We start from the raw sequence: 18089 nt of genomic DNA, 5'->3' as shown, positions 1-18089 counted from the left end.
ATCGCTTTAATAGCTTATTTAAATTGTGCCAATGCTTGAGTTAAATCCGCTTTGATATCATCAATATGTTCAATTCCCACAGAAAATCGTAATAAACGGTTACATACGCCTCGTGCAATACGTTCTTGTTCAGGAATATCCATATGGGTTTGAGTCGCTGGATAGGTAATAAAACTTTCTGTGCCCCCTAGACTTTCGGCAAAAGTGATAAGTTTTAAGGATTTTAAGAAAGGAATTACCCAGCTTTCTTGTTGCAAACGGAAAGAGAGCATACCACCTTTGTTAGGATAAAGCACATCACTGATTTGTGGACAAGTTGACAAAAATTGAGCAATTTGTTGTGCATTTTGTTGATGGCGTTCCATTCTTAATGCCAATGTTTTCAAACCTCGAATAGTTAAATAACTGTCAAACGGCGACAATACTGGGCCCGCACCATTTTGGATATAAAATAAACGCTCAGCCAATTCTTGCCCTTTCGTTACCACTAATCCTGCTAATACATCATTATGTCCCGCTAAATATTTCGTGGCACTATGAATAACAATATCCGCCCCGTGCTCCATTGGGCGAAATAAAACTGGGGTAAGGAAAGTATTATCAACAATCAACAACAAATTATGAGCTTTAGCAATTTTAGCGATAGCCGCTACATCTGACTCTTCCATTAAAGGATTAGAGGGTGTTTCAATAAAAATCGCTTTAGTATTTGAATTAATGGCTTGCTCAATGGCGGTTAATGAGGTGGTATCCACATAAACAGGTTTAACGCCGTGGTTATTTTTGTAAGCAAAGTCCAACAGACGATAAGTCCCACCATATACATCACTTGAAATAATCCATTCATCTGGACTACGAAATAGGCTCATCACTAATTGAATTGCCGCCATACCCGATGAACAAGCAAAACCATTATCTCCCCCTTCTAATCTTGCAATCCCCTCTTCTAGTACCGTACGAGTGGGATTTTTAGTACGAATATAATCAAACGCATCAGCAGGAGCGACACCTTTAATATCTGTATGGCTATACGCTGTTGATAAATGAATAGGTGTTGCAACCGAACCCACACGAGGATCGGAACGATTACCTAATTGCACAAGTTGGGTATCTAATTGATAAGTCATTAATCTTTGCCTTTTATTCTGAAAACAATGTCGTTATTTTGGCATAAACTCAAGGCTTATAAAAGCCATTATCGGCATATCATATAACTAAAATAAAAAGGGTTAGTAACTCGCTAACCCCTATGAAAATATATTAAATATCTACGGGTTTCCAATCTTTACCCTCTAATGGTGGCAAATAGGATAAACCTTGTAATTGTTGTTGCCACAAATTATCAGGAAAATCATAATGATCTGTACGCTGAGGATCGATAGTGATTTCAATTTTTTGTTCTTGTCCTGTTTTAAGTAAGGTGGCAAGATTAGGATTAATCATGACCGCTTTACCAACCGCAATAAATTCAGCCCACCCCGTATTAAAGGCATCTAGGATTTGTTGCCCCGATAATAAAGATCCCACCCCAATTAAAGGTAACTTTCCATCAATATGTTGATGAATTTGCTCTATTCGGGTTAATTCTGGATTTGCGCCACGGCGTGCTTTTTTATAGAAATCCCAAAGTGAAATATGTAAATATTGGAGCGGTTTTTTGACTAAAGCATCAAGCAAAGCAAAGGTGTCGCTCATCGTCAATCCTCTTTCGCCTGGCTCTTCTGGTGAAAAACGATAACCAATAATAAAATCAGGGCGTTGATGTTGTTGACGTACCTGATCAATAGCATCAATAATGGCTAAGGGAAAACGCAAACGATTTTCCAATGAGCCTCCCCATTGATCCGTACGCTGGTTAGTTTGTGCCGAGAAAAATTGTTGGATTAAATAGCCATTTGCCCCATGAATTTCCACGCCATCAAATCCAGCTTGAATCGCCAAATCAGCAGCTTGAGCAAAATGATTAATAATATCAATAATTTGTTTTTCAGTTAATGTTTCAGTTTGATGCGTTCCTGAGGGAGAAACTGGCAAAGTACCTTCAAGCAACTCAGGTAAGGCTTGATCACCGCCATGATGAATTTGCAAAACCGCCTTAGCCCCCTGCTGTTTGATTATATCCGCCTGCGCTTGCAAGCTGGCTAAATCCGAAGCTTGAGTAGCATAGGGTTGCCCCACAAAAGCTTTCCCCTCTAATGAAACGAGTGTTGCAGCGGTAATAAACAGACCAAAATCCGTTGCACGATGCGCTAAAAAGCGGCGTTCTTGTTCGCTTATACTGCCATCTGAATGAGAGCCATAATGCGTCATTGGGGCAACCACTAAACGATTTTTAATCGTTACACCGTTATTTAATTGATAATGTTGAAATAAAGGACTAAATTTTTCTACTTGCATATTTTCTCCTATTTACATTTCCTTAAATCTAAAAAAATAGATTTATAGACTGATAAAAAAATGCGATAAACGCACCGCACTTTTGTTTATAAATAATACTGTAATTGCTGTAAGAATCTCTCAATCGCTTTTGGATTATAACGATAATAGGTCCATTTACCCACACGTTTTGATTCAACCAACCCAGCTTGTTTCAATGAATTTAAATAACCCGATACCACAGATTGTGCTAAACCTGCTTTAGTCGCAATAGCTCCTACACAAACGCCACCCTCAAAATTTTTTTCCTCAGTTGCCATTTGATAAACAGAAAAATGTTGCAAGGGCGCTTTTAACCATTGCAACATTTGCAAACGGTATTCATTACTTAAAATCTTTAAAATTTCGTTTATTTCCATAATGGGAGCAAATCATATCTATATTTTTAGATTTGTCAATATAAAAATACAATTATTCTCTCTTATTTCAAACTAGAATGAGTAGAAAATAACTCCCATTAAATCATAACACCATCTCTTTTATGTCTTTTTTTTCATCAAATAAACCAAAAAGTGAAAAACAACGATTGACAGATTTCAAGAAGTCAGTAAAATGCGCCTCACTGATTACGAATATTAAAAAAGCGTACTCAGAGCAATGCGGGAATAGCTCAGTTGGTAGAGCACGACCTTGCCAAGGTCGGGGTCGCGAGTTCGAGCCTCGTTTCCCGCTCCATTGCCCGAGTGGTGAAATCGGTAGACACAAGGGATTTAAAATCCCTCGGCTTTCGAGCTGTGGCGGTTCAAGTCCGCCCTCGGGCACCATTTAAAACGTCAAAAAAAGATAAATAAAATCACAAAGTTAGTCGCAGTAAGCGGCTTTTTTTATACCTAATTTTTGCTAATTCCTCACTCGCTTATTTTGCTAAATGTTCATCTAGTGGCTGTTTGGTGGCTGTTCAGTGGCTGTTGTGTATTTTGGGCAACCTTTTTATAAAAAATTCTGGTGGCTGTAACAGCCACCAAAGCGAATAAAAAACAATCAAAAGATGACGTAAAATATAAAATATTATTATTTATCAGTATGTTATGAATTTATGTTGATTTTTCAGATCATTTTTAACTGAAAACCACTGAAATTCACTGAAATTTTTTCAGTTTAGATCATTATTGCGATCCCTTTTGCGTACTGGTTTTATCTCATTTTTATCCTGAAATTTAACTGAAAAATCAGCAAAATTTTTCAAAAATTCCGCGGGGGAGGAAGTGGATTTTTCGTGACGTGAAGTTTTACGTAAAAATTTTACGTGGAAAATAAAAAATGCCTTTGGGATTAGCAAAGGCATTGATGATGTATTTTAGGATAAAGGAAAGATTATTCTATGATTGGCGTTAGTTTTGCTTTTTCTTGGTCGGCTCTATTCTTATAGTTAGTAAAGGTTCCAGCTTGATCAGGGGGTGGGCTTCCTCTATGGGTATGTGAACTTACCGTATTAGATAAATCTGCTACAATTTGGATCAGCTCCTCTAATATTCTAAAAATATTTTGGTCTTGTGAACCCATATAGCTTTGAGGGGCAACCATTCTATTTTTAGTGCCGGATAAGCGTTCAGCTACGCCCTCGATACGTTCATTAAGATCTCCGCCAACGCCTGATATTTTGTTGCTTGCGGTGGTTTGTTGAATATTGCCAAGCACATTAACGATTTGATTGCCGCCAATATTTTCAGTTATATCAGAATCAATATTGTGCGTAGCTGTGCCAATGGTTTTATTTTCCTGATCCGTTTCAATGGTTCGAGTAAAAGACTTATCTTTTATATCCTGGTCTGTTTCACGAATTTTATTCCCAGCGGAATCGGTACGCTCGTACACGCCAGGGCGTTGTTGTTTTAGCTGTTCGCCTATGCCTACGGCTGGCACTGTTTTTCCTTGAGCCAACATAGTGCGAACGAAAGGCTTATCAGAACGCCCATAAGCAAAACCAACCTCAACTATCGTTCCCACTTCAGGAAAGGCAAAATCGCCCCCTTGTGAACCTGTGCTTGTTACAGGTAGCGGAACGGCTGGATAAACTGGCACAGTGCTATCCTCGTTGCCGTTTTCATCTAAAATTTGTAATTCAACGGCGTATTTGGGGCGAAATGGATCGGAAATATCGCCACCGCCAGAGGGATCAGCAACGCCAATAATTTTTGCATATTTGGGTAAATGATAGCCACCTGCTAATTCAGGGAAACATTTTTCCATTTGCCGTTGTTCAGGGCTTTTTTCTAAAGGCTTTCCTACTTGATCTAAGTTTTCCCAGAATAAAACATTAATATCACCGCTTAATTCTACTTTGGTAATTTTATTGCCATTAATCATTATTCCTGGGCGAATCTCGGGCATAATAGGGATTGTTAGTTCATTACTGCCATTTGATAAGGTCACTTCGCTATCTAATACGATATTCTTACCAAACCAACTTGAATCATTATGCGAACCAATAAACAATGAGCCATCAGGCGATTGTTGCCACATATAATGAGGAATTGAAAATTGTCTGCCAATATTATGCAATAATTGATAGCCACTGCCATTGTGGGTAAATAATGGGATAGGTTCGTCCGCATAATCAGCAACGGGGATTTTGACTTCAATCCCCGTTTGCTGGCTAATCCATTTGGCTAATTCTCTTAAAGTAATATGACGATGTGAGCAATTTAACGGCTTTTCAAAAATGGCGACTTTCTCACGAATAAACAATTTTTTATAGCCATTATCAGTATGTTGTTCACGTTCAACAATACCATTAAACCATTTATAATAATTATCGTAAGTACCAATTTCTAGCTCCACGCTTTTCCCTACGCAATCTTTATCGGTTAAAACAGTAATAAACCCTCGCCCCGTATTATTCAATTCTAAAACTAAATATTCTTCGGCAAGTTCTAAGGTTTCGCCATTTATTAGGCAATTTTTAATTATCTTCATTTAATTTCTCACTTTTCCAACAGCGTCATCAAGAGTTTTCCAAAAAGAATTATCCTCTTGTTCTGGTTGGCTCTCTTGTGTTTGCTCTGTCTGCGGTTTCGCTACAGGGGCTTGCTCCGATTGCACTTTGGCTTGTGGTTTTGCTTTTCTCGCCTCTTTCTTCTCCGCAATAGAATTAACTTCTCGCAAGGTAAAAGAAATTTGCCAAGCCATATTATTTTGCTGTTCCGTTGCGGTAATGCTATCGCTAAAGGTAACTTCACGCATATTCACTGATTCAGCAATAATTGCTGATACACGATATTTTACTTGCTCGCCTTTTTCATCTTCCGCCTCTGCCAATTTAAATAAATCCGTCAACCATTCTTTACATTTATAAGGAATAATCCCATTAACGGTTAATTCTTTTGCTTTAATACCTTTATCACTTTTCTTTGTACTTGATTTTTGTCCGCTCATATCTTTTTCTTCTCGTTTAACGGACAAACTCATAATGATATTATTTAAATAAATCGGTGTGCCATTGAGTGCAAGCTGTACACTAGGTTTTTTAATTGTCATATAACATTCCCCGAATTGCAGATAAATCTTGACCAATAAATAAAACGCAAGCGGTAAACACATTACTTGCTGACGGTATATTCACTCGCATTTTTGCTTGAGCGTTCTCTAAAAAATCTTGGGTTGAGAAAGCAAAAATTGAACCTTGTGCAGAGGTTATTTGTTTTACTTTTTGTTGATTCTGCTGTTCTCGTTGTTGTTTAAGTTTTAATAAATTTTGAATGGCAATCATAGGATCACCTGTTTTTGCCGCATTGGCGATTGAATTAGCATTACGCAAAATACTTTGCAACGTACGATTAGAACCTGGTGTAATATCCGCTGACTGACTAAATGCAGGGCTTGCTATTGTTGGTGTCTTAATCATTTTGCTATCCGCCAAATTTCGGCTTGATTTTGCGTAATCTAATGCCTGTTGAAAGCAAGGCTCGGGCAACAAAACTTGTACGCTTTCTAATTGCAAGATAAATTCATCAATATTTGAACTGGTTACCATAATGGCAATAATATCTTGTCGGTCTTTTGGGCGATTAGGATCGCTATAGTCCAGCATTTTATCGGCAAAAACTTTAACGGCATTTTCAGGGGACAAATAACGATTTGATTTTTCTTCTATGCCATGTGTCCAGTTATGCACGCCAATTTTTGTTCCTTTTACGGTCAAATTAATATTTTTGCCATTCATTAATGCGGTTTCTACTTGTTCTGACACTTTAAGCTGTTTTTGTTGCCACATCATCAATCCTTACTTAATTACTTCAAAATCCGCAGGATATTGCCGTCTTAACACCTCGCTTTCATAAGCGGTTTTACAGTGGTTTGGGTCAAAAAATAGCTTATTCACAAAGCTGTACCAAAACCGCCAACGCTTTTTAGGATTTTTAGCTAATATCGCTCCACGATAGCAACGGCTAGAAAAGGTTTCATCTGCACCGCCGCCTGTTAGAGCATTAATAAGTTGATCAATGGCTATTAATACGTGATAGCCCCATTTTTTAGCTTTCTTAATGGTTTTCTTCATAACATTTACTCCAACCTGTTGAATAATCATAAGTTAATGGATCATCAGCCAATAACATTTGTTGTTTATGGTATTCTGCGTTTAAATGATCGGCATTTTCTGCTTGTACCATAGCGATAAAGATTTCATCTAATAAAGTGCGGTTCATTTTGACCACAGTATTATCGTAAGTTTTCCAATCAATTTCGCCGAGCTTATCAATCACACGATCTAAACCGAGATACTTGGTTTTTTCTTCCTCGCCTGTTTGAAACCACTTGCCAATACTTTCTACATACACCCCACCTAAGCCATTTTGGTAGCGTTTTTCTTTGATACGCTCCCACATTTCGGCTTGTTGTTGTGCTTTAATCTCGGCTTGTTTGGTTTCGTCAATAACCCACTTCTTACCGTCCCAATAACAAGGGTAATCTAACGGAACAAGTGCGGTTAAATTTTCAGGAATTTTCCCTAATTGGGTAATCTCTACCTTTTCCCCTGTTTCCGTTGAATAAAATGTTTTGCCTCGATAATCTTCAATCTCAAGCCAAGTATTTGTGCCTTTATCGTATTGATAAATTACGCCCTCTTTAAGCTCTGGCGGTGCAATATCTACCGCATTAAACGGCAAGAGATAGATCCCTTCTTCAAGTGGCGATTTATCTGCCACCGTTGCCCCAATAAAATAGCCGTTATTATCTAACTGGCTGACTATTTTTTCTGTCATATCCTCTCCTAATATTTAATGCAGTACAGTAAAGCCACGTTTCTAGGACGGGTTTCATTTCCGCCAAAATTTTCTGTGCTATATTCTTTTCCTGAACCAGTATGTAAAGCCCCTTCCCAAGGTCCAACATTTCCTGCGGCAACACCATTTATCTTTAATTGATGTTTATGTTCTTTTATTTCATCATTTTGCCAAGAACCAAAACCTCGACTACTATCAACACCTCGGCCGTCATCAAAGCCTCTAACAAACTCACCACGCAAATCAGGTAAGTTAAACGTGGTTGAACCATTTCCTGCTCCAAAAGTCGTACCAATTGCTTGAAATAAATCCGCATAAGTTGTTCTTGATACTGCTGCACCATTACATCTTAACCAGCCTGCAGGTGGTGTAGTCATCGCAAATGCACATATAGCCCCTGTAAATTGTTGAGTAACCCAACTTTGATAAGCAATTACTTCCCGATTGGTATAAACTGTAGGAAAAGCAATATATTTCTGCACTCCCACTTTGGGTTTATAAACCATATTTAATCGGGTTTCTTCATTGGACTTTGGGTGAAATTCTATCCGCCACTGTCCGCCATTGTGGGTAGTGCCGTTATCATATAAATTAAAAAACAATCCATTCCAATTTGGCGTGGTACAATTAAATGTAAAATCATTAACAACGATTTTGCCGTTAATCACCAAATCCCCAGTAATGGTATCTCCTGCACGGTCAACCTTATTATCATTTAAAAATTTCCCCTGACGAGCAGATAAGCCTGCGGTTTTGCTATCACTATTTAAATTATCAATTACATCGCCGATAATCAGCCAATTTTCAAACCCACTGGCTTGATTGGTTCGGCGAATATAGATAATTTGATTATCAAACGGCACATAAAGTTGAATACCTTGATAAGCAGATGGCAAAACAAATAGCGTTCCTGCTTTTTGCTCTGGATAGTTTAATGCTGTAAGAGCATTGCTATTACTACTTTGCGAATAAACACCGTATTTTCTTGCCCCTTTTAAATCATTTAAATTGGTCGTATTGTCCAAGGAAGAGGTAGCTGAAAAATTTTGAAAGGGTGTGCCTAATCCGTCAATAAGGCGTTTTAACTCTCGCCCTTGCTTAGCAGTAAGAGCCATATTGTTGGCATTACTTAGTAAATTATCGACTAGTTGCACAATTCCAGTAATTGAGGTACTGGCTTTAGCTATCTCATGCGTATGCCCTGTATTATCCGCCGTATTTTTTGTATTTTCATCAATCTTTTTCGGGGTAATTTGTTTAACAAACGACAATAATCGGCGATCAGTAACATTTGCATTACGATCAATATCCGCAATAATCTGTACATAATGTTGATAACCTGCCGAATCGATATAATCATTTTTATTTTGTTGTAAGAACTTAATTTCTGTTTCGTAGCGACCTGTTACCGTACAATGATGCACCACATCAATATAAATAGAACAAGGAAGAGTTGCGGCAGTAATGGTTTGCTTGCTTGTTAGATCAGCCCGTACGCCCTCAATATATGCTGTGCCTTTTTCAATATAAAATTGATTGCCGCTTTTTCTCGTGACTAAAAAACTTTCATCAAAAAAGACCGCTCTTCCATAAAGATCACGATTAGTTAAACGAATTTTTTCATCAATTCCCTGTAATCTGGCAGTAAAATCAATTTGCCATGTATTGGCATTAACATTGATATTGGTTAATTGCTTTGCTCCTGCAAATTCCAATAGTACAGAACGGGTAATACTATTGCCCTGAATATTGTCCTTATTCTTGATTTTCTTAATTGTGTTCGTGCTAATAGCTACGGCAAGCATATTATTTGATTTGTTAATTAAGCCTATAAAATTAAAATCAAAATCGCCAATTTCAGTACCAATAGTTATAGAATAGACAACGGAATTTTCATTCACTACGCCTTTTTGTGATATTGCTTGTCTATGCACAATTTGGCTATTGTTCGGTATCGTTAAATAATTTGCTAAGTTTTGCTCGGTTAATCCTGGAATATTAGCGAAAATAAATTCATCTAAAATAACCGTACCGCTATTTGTGGTTTGGTTTGCAATATATTTTTCAAATTCTTTTGTGATTAAACTTGCCATATAACACCTTTTTTCTAGTTATTAATGGTTAAATGAAAGCATTGATAATCGTGATTAAACTCGCCTTGGTAAATAATCACTTGTTCATTGGTTAAAATTTCAAATGTATATCTTCGGCAAGTTCTGCCATATTTTCTAATGATTAAATTCAATAGCTCGTGATTTTTAGATAATTGCGAATCACTTAGCCTAATTTTGATAACGTCCCAATTTTCGTTATCAAAACGTTCTTCAATTTCTACATAGCCAATGCCTAAGCGTTCAAAAATACGAATAAAACCAATTTTGCTACCTGATTCTTTGGCATTGATATAGGCATATTTAACCCGTTTTCTAAATAAAGAAAGTGGTTCATTATTAAAACGTTCTATATCTCGTTGGTAGGCAATAAGGTTTAATATTCTTTCACTACAATTTTCTTCATCTAAGATATTAAATTGAGTCTGCAATAAATTCAGAATATATCCCCACCAATTTTCAAACAGGCGTGCAATTTTTACTAACTCGCCTTTATTTAGCCAAAAAGGTAATGTAATTTTTATCATTGCATAGCCTCAAGTGTTAAGGTTTCAATACGTGGAATACTTAACTCGCTTTTTATATCAGTTTGCCCCCAAGTAATAGACTGAATTTCAGTAAAGGTTTGATGTATTTCTTCGCCAAGTTTTGACCAAGAAAATAAGGTAAATGGATAAGTTTTCGTTACCTGATAATTATTATTTTCACGAAAGGCACAACGGATCATATTTTCCACCGCTGTTAGAATTTCGGCTTTTCTATTGGCGGTAATACTGTTATTTAAATAAAGTTTGCAACTGATTCTGTGCTTGGTTTCAGGCATAGCAAAACACATTAAATCATCACCATGCCCATGGTAGCCCTCGGTTTGGACATGATGATTTACTTTATCAACAAAGGGCTGACTAATAACCCCCGTATCTAATAATAAATAAGCATTAGCCGTACCTGGCCCACGTGGGGCTTCATGTTGAAAATAAATGCGATCAACGGATAACCCTGCAACTTTGGCAATAATGCCTTTGTAAACGGAATCAATATGATGTTGTCCCACACTAGAAAACTGCGTGCGATAACGTTGTCTTAATTCTTCGTCCGTTTCTTGATCTGCACCTGGTTCAATAAGCCAATCTTCTTTATTTTCAACACTTTTTACGCCGTTAATATGTTCAGTAAGAATACGATAATATCCGCTTGCCAAGTTATAATTTGCCCCAGCATTTTCAGCGATAACTGGCACAGGGGCAGTTAATGTACCTTTAGGGATTAAGGTATCTTCGCTCACAATTAAACGATAAATAACATCATTAATGCGTTCTGTTTGTACAAGTGTGCCTTGTTTAATGGTTAAATCTGTTAAATCGCTTTCTTTGGTAAAATGAATAACCCCTACGGATTTTGTGGCGGCTTTAAAATCAAGCCCAATCGCCCAAGCTTGAAGTTGTAACCATTTTCCCTTTGCGGTTTTAACAAATAAATTGGGCAAAATATCCTCAATTAAATAATCGGTTAGCCATTTCACTGGTTTTACTGCAATGGCAGTAATTAACCGCCAAAATGGCGACATTTTAGAGGTATTTGTAATAATGCCTGCTTGTTGGGTTAAATTTTCAAACTCTTGCTTTATTTGGCTTTCTTCGGTCGGTAAGCCTTGTTCTTGTAATAATTGTTTAAACTCACTCATAGCTAATTCCTTGCGTGATTGTGCCAAAGTCATAAGTTTCTGAGGTTAAAAAAAGCCGATTATGACTTTCTTCGGTAATACTAATTGACCCAGGGATTAAACGTTGATCTTCTTCTACCAATAGGATAATTCTTAAAATAATATCTCGTCTTAAAATACGACTACGCTCGCCAATTAATAGGGTAACTAAACCGCTTTCTAAAATGGCGTGTTTAATATCTTGAGCAATAGAAATACGGTTATTACAAATAATCGGCATATTGCCCGAATCTAACGTAATATCCTCATCTGTAATCAATAAATCTAAATAAAGCTCTTGCATAATTACCCTTGTAATTGCTGATGATTTCTAATGGTTTGCATGATATTTTCTTTATCATCATGACTTACATTTAAATTCTGAATATTGACTGAATTATTAATATTACTGGTTGAATTATTAACTTTATTTCTTAATGCCCCTTGTTGAACATCAGTATTAGGCTTCATCTCATTTGGCATTGCTATCGGTGCTAACTGTGCCGATTGCATTGCAATACCTGCGATATTTGTTGCCATTAAGGCACTTTGACTAGCAACTGCCGTATCTGCTCCAGCTTCAGCAGGACTAATCGCATTTTCATCAACAATAGGGATTAAAGGAATTTCCACGCCAGGCACTTTATTAATTTGTTCAATCGCCCAGTTAATCATATTGATAAAGGCATTTTTAACGCCTGTGATCATTGTTGAGAATACCGCTAAAATCCCCTCACAAATTGCCATTAATGCCCCTAAAATATCGCCCTCTTCAAAGCCTTTAATCACTTTTTGCCACATTGTGATGACAATATTGACAACATTAACGAAAGTATCAGCAAATATACCAATACCATTAGCCATAGCCTCTATAAGAGAAATAATAATATTTAGTGCCTCGCCGAAAACACGTCCTGATAATTCCCCATAATTAGCCCAAGTAGAGATCTCATCATTTGCTCCAAATAACAAATTAATCACTCTACCAATGGCACTAGCAATTTTTTGAATAGATTGCCAAACGTTATTAAAGGCAGAGAATAAAGGGTCAAAGGATACGCCTGCTTGTTTAAACCCTTTGATAAAACCTGCAATAAAATCTGCAATATAATTTCTTAATAAATAAATGACACCAACCACTAACATAATTTTGGCGGCTAAAATAACCACTGGAATAACGATTGCCACAAAAGCGACTGCAACAATTTTCAATACGGCAATAAAACCGCTGAAAATGGTAATAACCCCAACAACAGCCCCCATACTCATAAAAATGCCAACGATTACCCCTAATAACCAAGCCAAATTTTTATAGGTAGATAACCAGTTTTGAAATGCTTGCCCCATATTGGCGATTTTGGTCATAATAGGATCAAGGGTGCGTAAAATTTCCGTACCAATGGCAACTTTAATATTTTGGATAATTTCCGCTAATCTTGCCCAAGGATCGGTAGTCATCTTAGAAAGGCGAATGGCATCATCAAGGTTGTCAATATCGCCAATTTCTTTGATGTTATCTTTTAGTTGATCAATCTTAGGTAATAAGTAATTGATAACTGCTACTGCATCATCAGAACCAAAGGCTTTACTTAATTGCAATGCCTCTACTTCGTCTATGGTGTCGCCATAACTATTTTTAATTTGGGTTAAAATTTCAGTGATAGGACGCATTCTATTTTGGCTGTCCAGAAAATCTAAGCCTAGTTTCTGTTGGGCTTTTCCTACCCCTTTTAAAAATGCGGCGTATTTCGTACCCGACATACCGCCAGGCATAACTGATTGTAAATTACCCAATACTGCAAATTGTTCAGCTAATGCAATCCCTTTTGATTGCCCTGTGGACATTAAATTTGTAAAGGCTTGGCTAAGGCTTTCCCCTGATGATTTAAACATATTGGCGGTTAATGTGGCTTGCCCAGCCATCATTTTGACCCATTTAGCCTTGCCCATTTGATCAGCCTCTTGTTGGAAAATACCGTACATAGTAGATAAGTACGATCCCATTTCTTGTACGCTAGACCCTGTGGCTTTGGCTAAAATATTTGAACCCTCGGCAAAGCTAATTAATTCATCTTCGGTTAAACCGTCAATGGCTCGGGCAATTTCATTAACTGAATTAACGACTTCTTTTGATGATATGCCAAAGGTTGAAGAAAAATCTAAGGCAAATTTACTGACTTTCTGCAAACCGCTAGCCGATACGCCAGCCGCCTCAACTTCCGCTAATGCTCGATTAAATTCAATGGCAGGATCAAGGGCATTTTTGAGCGCTAGACCCGCACCAACAACAGCCGCCATACCCATACCAATTTGCGATATAGCTTCTTTGCCCTTTGAGCCTAGTTCTTCAATTTGCTTGCTAATCCCCCTTAATGGGGCGGATATTTGATCCGTCAAGCTGATAATATATTCAAGTCCTTGTACTGCCATTTTTTATCCTAAAACACTTTGGCGATTCCACTGGCTACGGCGGTGGCTAAATTTTCAAAATATTGTTTATTTAGCCAAATAGCTCTTGCCAAATTAATATCGCTATCATCTTCGTGCGGTAAATAATGTTTACGCAAAGCAATGGCTTGTGATAAACCGTTGCTTTCAATATTTTCCACACGAATAGCTATTTTTTTAGCGATAACTCAATTTGTGGAATTAAGGCTTTATTAACCATACCTGCAAGATTAATCGCCAGTCCTGGCACATTGATAATTTGTAATAAGTCCTCACGTTGTTCACGTTTAACAATCGCTAATAAATAATCTTTCATTGGGGTAACTTTATTATCAGTATTAATTTCATTAATCATGGCATCATAAGCGGAATTATCACGCACAAAGGTAAAATCAACGCCTGCCACCGAAACGGTAACTTCGTTTGAGGTTAAGGCATTTAATTTTTCTAATAATGAAGTTGCTTGATTTGTGGTTGTCATAATGTTTCCTTTTTATGGTTTATTATTAATTAAATTCATATTGTTATGATTTTCTATGCAATCATTTAATACTTGGTAAGCAATAACACAATGGGATAATGTGGTTAAGCTATTGTGCAAGGCTTGTACTAAATCCTTATTTTGCTTAATCCTAAAGTTACTTAGTGTTTTGCAATCGCTCGTTATGGGGCAAATTATCGGCGTTTTTATGGGTGTTACTTGCCTTGTTGAACAAGCGAATAACATCATTAGGCACAGGCTGATTAGCCCAATCTTGATGATGTTGTAAGGCTTGATTAAGCGCATTTTGTCGTTGCTCCGTTTGTTGGGTTAATTGATTAATCTGCAGTGTCATTGCTTTAGTTTGCTGATAAAAATCAGCGATTTGTTGATGACTATCAACAAGTTGTAATTGCAATGTTTGTTTCTCAATTTGGCTAACTTGGTATTTGTGATAAGTGGTTTTATATTGCCAATAGAAATAACTTAGCCCTAATAAACTCACTGCACAGAAAAACAATAAGGCTCTTTTTACCAAATCCATTAATTACCCTCTTGTAAACACAGTGCCTTTTCTTGCTGACGGCGTTTTACCAAGCCATTTAACTTTTTACCGTTTGAATATACCCAACGTTCAAACTGGTTACACATCTCTGGCGTATAGCCCTGATTTGCCATTTTAAATAAGGTAGATTGTCGCATTTTGCCACAGCCCACATTAAAGCTGATTGATACCAAAGCATCAAACGCCCCCTGTGGCATTGCTTTACCATTAGCATAACGATTAACGCATTGCTCGGCTTGGCGTACATCATTGGCAAAGCGTTCGGCAATTTCAGCTTCACTATATTGCCGTTGCTGAATAGGTTGCCCTGTTTGGGCGGTAGAGCCAATGCCGACCGTTAAAATACCTGCTGGGCAATAATAGGGCTGTTGGCGGCAACTTTCCGCATTGCCGATCACCAATAAACCTTGTTCGCTAGTGCGTAATTGTGAACTGGGATAATTGGCAACCACTAAAGCCACAATGCTACTGACCGCACAGGTGGCAATGATTTTTTTAGTGAGTTTCATCTTCTAGCCCTTGTTTTAAACGAGCCATTTTAATAGCGTGTAATTCTTCGGCTCGCTGTTGTTCACGTTGCTTGATTTTGCGTTCTTCATTACGGTTGTATAAATTAACCACTGAGGTAACCACCCCTAAGGCCAAACTAAGAATCATCAAATTTTGATGGTCAGAAAACCAAGCTAAAATACTGGTAATAATTGACCATAAATAACTTTGGGTACTTGAGTCTTTAAACATTTTTTATCCTTAAGATAGGGGATAAGTCGCTCTTCCATTTATTATTATTGTTATGCGTAGTGTTCGACTTCCCCTAATTCTGTTTACTAACCGATTAAATCCCTTGTATCGTCATTGGATAAATAAGGAATACCATTGATCCGCACAAAATCAGGACTAGTTACAAAAAACTTAATTTTTTTGGTTGATTTAGCGCCGCCTTTTGGATCAATATTTAAAATATCGGATAGCACTAATTTATTACCAAAACTTTCTACTTTATCCCGTACTCCGCCACGTTGAGCAAAAAAGACAAAATCCACTTCAGGAATATCCCGATAACTGCCAGCGGTAGCGGCGGCAAGGGTTAATTTTTGAAAGTTTTTGGCATCTAATTCAATTTCGCCCTCGGCAGTAACATCACCCGATACCCAACCATCAGGAATACCCCTTGTTTGTGCGACTGTTGAATTATCAGTAATACTTAAACTTACAGATTCGGCGTGAACTGGGGCACCAAATACATAAAAATCAAAACTCATTCCGCTAATACGTTCAGCCATTTTCTAATCTCCCAAGGTTTCTAAATCTAATAAAATATTGACACTAATATCTTTCGGGCAATCATACGGACGAACCGTAATATAAATTTTTACAGTGGTTTTATTAACCCAAGTAATCACTACAGATTCATCACTTGGCGGATAACATTCCCCTGGAAAATCCTTGCCATTGACTGTCGTTGATTTGCTCATTTCTCGCATAACAGCAGCAAAATAATTTTTATGATATTCAATGCTTGATAAGGTTGAGTTAAACGAGCGATCCGCAATTTTTGCAATGGCTTTTAATCGCACTCGGCGAGCTACTTTATCCACGACTCGGACATATTCCACACATTGAAAATCTCCGCCCTCAACGTCAAGCATACGTCCGTCCGCCCAATAGTAGCCGTCATAATCGGGATACCACATAGGCACAGAATAACGGGCTTGCTCTAAGGATTTTAAGTGGGATAAATTCAACTCTACGCCGTCTTTATCTTTCGGTTTTTCGGCTGAACCTAAATCTAATAATGCTCCAGTCAGTACACGGGCAGGGCTATCCGCAATAGATACCGCACGATTAGCTAAACGCCCAGCAATCACGCCCACTTCATTACCAAATAACAAAGGTACTAACATCACATGATCCGCAACCACCGTATTTTGTAGTGTGGTTAAACGTTGAATATATTTATCCCAGCTTTCGCCGTTAGTTTGATCATTATTGATTTTTTCAATGGCTTGAATCACAAAGGTACGCCGCCCAAATTTGGTTAATAGATCGGTATATAAACTTTGTAATTTATTGATTTTGGCTTTATCCACGCCTGTGGTATAAGTATTCACAACATATTCAAAAGAGCCCACATTATTGGCTTCTAATACCGCTTTGGGAAAGTCATAGTTATCTTGAGAAAGAATATAAACATAGGCTAACCAGTTTTGCCCTGCATTACGCATTGCAGAACGCACATAGGTTTTTAATTCCGTTTCGGTACTACCGAAAACTTGATCAAAATCGCTATCAGGCGATACTGATAAAATTTTGCCAACATTATGCGTACCAACCCCAACAAATAGGGCTGTACGTTCAATTTCTTTTACTTCGCCACTTAATTGGTTCAGTGAGTTAATTTGTACGGTTGGGAACATTTTTATTTCCTCTTGTTATTATTTTTATTAAGAAATTCATTAATAATTTTTAAGATAATTTCCGCATTTTCTTTTTCTCTTGTATCTAAAAATGCGCGTTTTTCAGTGGGAATAATCCACTCGGTTAAATTCCTACCTTGTTTTTTCCCGTTTCTTTCCTCTAATTTTCTAATAATTAAACTGGCTTTCGCTCGTGATAATGATGTTCTTATTTCTTTTAAACTGGGTTTGCGTTTTTTCTTTATCCCTTTTTTATTTACCCCAGCAGAAACGCTATAACCTAAATCTTTTAGTTTTTTTGCTTGCCGTAGTGTGCAAGGTTCTTTCATTGAACCGCCTTTATTTTTGCCAGTAAAATCAGATTTTTTAAAAATATGATCTATACCCTCTTGATGCTCTGTGGCAATTTGTCCCGTTCTTTTGTTTTTATAAAATAATTTACCTTGTTTATTTTCTGCCTGACTGTTTGCTAATTTAGCAATACGCCTTAGCATTTTTGCTGTACCAGTTTTTCTTTTCTTCCAAGATTTACCACTTGGATCTTGCTGTTTCGTGGTGTTTCTAACAGAAACACGCTTTATCATTTGCAATGATCTGATTAATATCTCTTTTTTCTTTTTAGGGGGTAAAGATAAGAGTTCTAAATCTCTTAAAAATGCTTTTAAATCTTTGGGATTTAACTCCATAGCGATATTTTTATTCAT

General features: G+C 37.2%; 22 protein-coding genes and 2 tRNA genes. 2 read left to right on the top strand and 22 right to left on the bottom strand.

What is annotated here, in order from left to right; genetic code table 11:
• Positions 1-14: 14 nt before the first annotated feature.
• The 3 genes from EV694_RS06210 to EV694_RS06200 all read right to left on the bottom strand — a co-directional run bounded on the left by EV694_RS06210 (position 15) and on the right by EV694_RS06200 (position 2795).
• Positions 15-1127, bottom strand: a complete 1113-nt coding sequence (locus tag EV694_RS06210) for a methionine biosynthesis PLP-dependent protein (protein ID WP_132690590.1) — start codon at positions 1125-1127, stop codon at positions 15-17.
• Between the two features lie 133 nt (positions 1128-1260).
• On the bottom strand, positions 1261-2397 hold the full coding sequence (locus EV694_RS06205) for an NADH-dependent flavin oxidoreductase (protein ID WP_132690588.1): 1137 nt from the start codon (positions 2395-2397) through the stop codon (positions 1261-1263).
• An 86-nt stretch (positions 2398-2483) separates the two neighbouring features.
• Positions 2484-2795, bottom strand: a complete 312-nt coding sequence (locus EV694_RS06200; RefSeq protein ID WP_132690586.1) for an ArsR/SmtB family transcription factor — start codon at positions 2793-2795, stop codon at positions 2484-2486.
• Between the two features lie 240 nt (positions 2796-3035).
• Between EV694_RS06200 and EV694_RS06195 the strand changes: the two genes are divergently transcribed.
• Both EV694_RS06195 and EV694_RS06190 read left to right on the top strand, forming a co-directional pair.
• Positions 3036-3111: transfer RNA gene (locus tag EV694_RS06195), tRNA-Gly, on the top strand.
• Between the two features lie 2 nt (positions 3112-3113).
• A tRNA-Leu gene (locus tag EV694_RS06190) sits at positions 3114-3200 on the top strand.
• A gap of 550 nt (positions 3201-3750) precedes the next feature.
• On the opposite strand, the gene EV694_RS06185 is transcribed toward EV694_RS06190, so the two are convergent.
• From EV694_RS06185 to EV694_RS06095, 19 genes are all read right to left on the bottom strand, one after another.
• Positions 3751-5352 (bottom strand): hypothetical protein, encoded by a 1602-nt coding sequence (locus EV694_RS06185; RefSeq protein ID WP_132690584.1) that lies wholly within the window; start codon positions 5350-5352, stop codon positions 3751-3753.
• A complete protein-coding gene (locus tag EV694_RS06180) occupies positions 5353-5913 on the bottom strand; it encodes a baseplate complex protein (protein WP_132690582.1) in 561 nt (186 codons plus the stop codon). It lies immediately after the preceding gene.
• Entirely contained in the window at positions 5903-6649 is a 747-nt protein-coding gene (locus EV694_RS06175) for a hypothetical protein (protein ID WP_132690580.1), read from the bottom strand. The genes EV694_RS06180 and EV694_RS06175 overlap by 11 nt, the downstream gene beginning before the upstream one ends.
• Before the next feature lie 9 nt (positions 6650-6658).
• Positions 6659-6934, bottom strand: coding sequence for a hypothetical protein (locus tag EV694_RS06170; RefSeq protein WP_132690578.1), 276 nt, complete (start codon positions 6932-6934; stop codon positions 6659-6661).
• Positions 6918-7640 carry a DUF4376 domain-containing protein gene (locus EV694_RS06165; RefSeq protein WP_132690576.1) on the bottom strand — a complete coding sequence of 241 codons (723 nt, stop codon included), beginning with the start codon at positions 7638-7640 and terminating at the stop codon, positions 6918-6920. The genes EV694_RS06170 and EV694_RS06165 overlap by 17 nt, the downstream gene beginning before the upstream one ends.
• Positions 7641-7648: 8 nt before the next feature.
• Positions 7649-9754, bottom strand: a complete 2106-nt coding sequence (locus EV694_RS10940; RefSeq protein WP_207859794.1) for a phage tail-collar fiber domain-containing protein — start codon at positions 9752-9754, stop codon at positions 7649-7651.
• Between the two features lie 14 nt (positions 9755-9768).
• A complete protein-coding gene (locus tag EV694_RS06150) occupies positions 9769-10296 on the bottom strand; it encodes a phage tail protein (protein WP_132690858.1) in 528 nt (175 codons plus the stop codon).
• Positions 10296-11456 (bottom strand): baseplate J/gp47 family protein, encoded by a 1161-nt coding sequence (locus EV694_RS06145; RefSeq protein ID WP_132690574.1) that lies wholly within the window; start codon positions 11454-11456, stop codon positions 10296-10298. The genes EV694_RS06150 and EV694_RS06145 overlap by 1 nt, the downstream gene beginning before the upstream one ends.
• Complete coding sequence (locus EV694_RS06140; RefSeq protein ID WP_132690572.1) at positions 11449-11778, bottom strand: DUF2590 family protein; 330 nt, start codon at positions 11776-11778, stop codon at positions 11449-11451. The genes EV694_RS06145 and EV694_RS06140 overlap by 8 nt, the downstream gene beginning before the upstream one ends.
• Positions 11779-11780: 2 nt before the next feature.
• Positions 11781-13904, bottom strand: a complete 2124-nt coding sequence (locus tag EV694_RS06135; protein WP_132690570.1) for a phage tail tape measure protein — start codon at positions 13902-13904, stop codon at positions 11781-11783.
• A gap of 8 nt (positions 13905-13912) precedes the next feature.
• On the bottom strand, positions 13913-14083 hold the full coding sequence (locus tag EV694_RS10890; RefSeq protein ID WP_165865503.1) for a DUF6890 family protein: 171 nt from the start codon (positions 14081-14083) through the stop codon (positions 13913-13915).
• Positions 14084-14091: 8 nt separating this feature from the next.
• A complete protein-coding gene (locus EV694_RS06130) occupies positions 14092-14403 on the bottom strand; it encodes a putative phage tail assembly chaperone (protein WP_132690568.1) in 312 nt (103 codons plus the stop codon).
• A gap of 12 nt (positions 14404-14415) precedes the next feature.
• Entirely contained in the window at positions 14416-14649 is a 234-nt protein-coding gene (gene lysC, locus EV694_RS11040) for an Rz1-like lysis system protein LysC (protein ID WP_132690856.1), read from the bottom strand.
• On the bottom strand, positions 14561-14947 hold the full coding sequence (locus EV694_RS06120) for a hypothetical protein (RefSeq protein WP_132690566.1): 387 nt from the start codon (positions 14945-14947) through the stop codon (positions 14561-14563). Before EV694_RS06120 ends, lysC begins: the two co-directional genes overlap by 89 nt.
• Positions 14947-15477, bottom strand: coding sequence for a lysozyme (locus tag EV694_RS06115; RefSeq protein ID WP_132690564.1), 531 nt, complete (start codon positions 15475-15477; stop codon positions 14947-14949). The genes EV694_RS06120 and EV694_RS06115 overlap by 1 nt, the downstream gene beginning before the upstream one ends.
• Positions 15464-15709 (bottom strand): HP1 family phage holin, encoded by a 246-nt coding sequence (locus EV694_RS06110; protein WP_132690562.1) that lies wholly within the window; start codon positions 15707-15709, stop codon positions 15464-15466. The genes EV694_RS06115 and EV694_RS06110 overlap by 14 nt, the downstream gene beginning before the upstream one ends.
• Positions 15710-15795: 86 nt before the next feature.
• Entirely contained in the window at positions 15796-16251 is a 456-nt protein-coding gene (locus tag EV694_RS06105; protein ID WP_132690560.1) for a DUF2597 family protein, read from the bottom strand.
• A 3-nt stretch (positions 16252-16254) separates the two neighbouring features.
• A complete protein-coding gene (locus EV694_RS06100; protein WP_132690558.1) occupies positions 16255-17385 on the bottom strand; it encodes a DUF2586 domain-containing protein in 1131 nt (376 codons plus the stop codon).
• Positions 17386-17387: 2 nt separating this feature from the next.
• Entirely contained in the window at positions 17388-18089 is a 702-nt protein-coding gene (locus EV694_RS06095) for a hypothetical protein (protein ID WP_243645980.1), read from the bottom strand.

It is taken from the genome of Volucribacter psittacicida (genome assembly GCF_004339025.1).
Lineage (GTDB): Bacteria > Pseudomonadota > Gammaproteobacteria > Enterobacterales > Pasteurellaceae > Volucribacter > Volucribacter psittacicida.
This window is presented reverse-complemented; position numbering and strand designations above follow the sequence as displayed.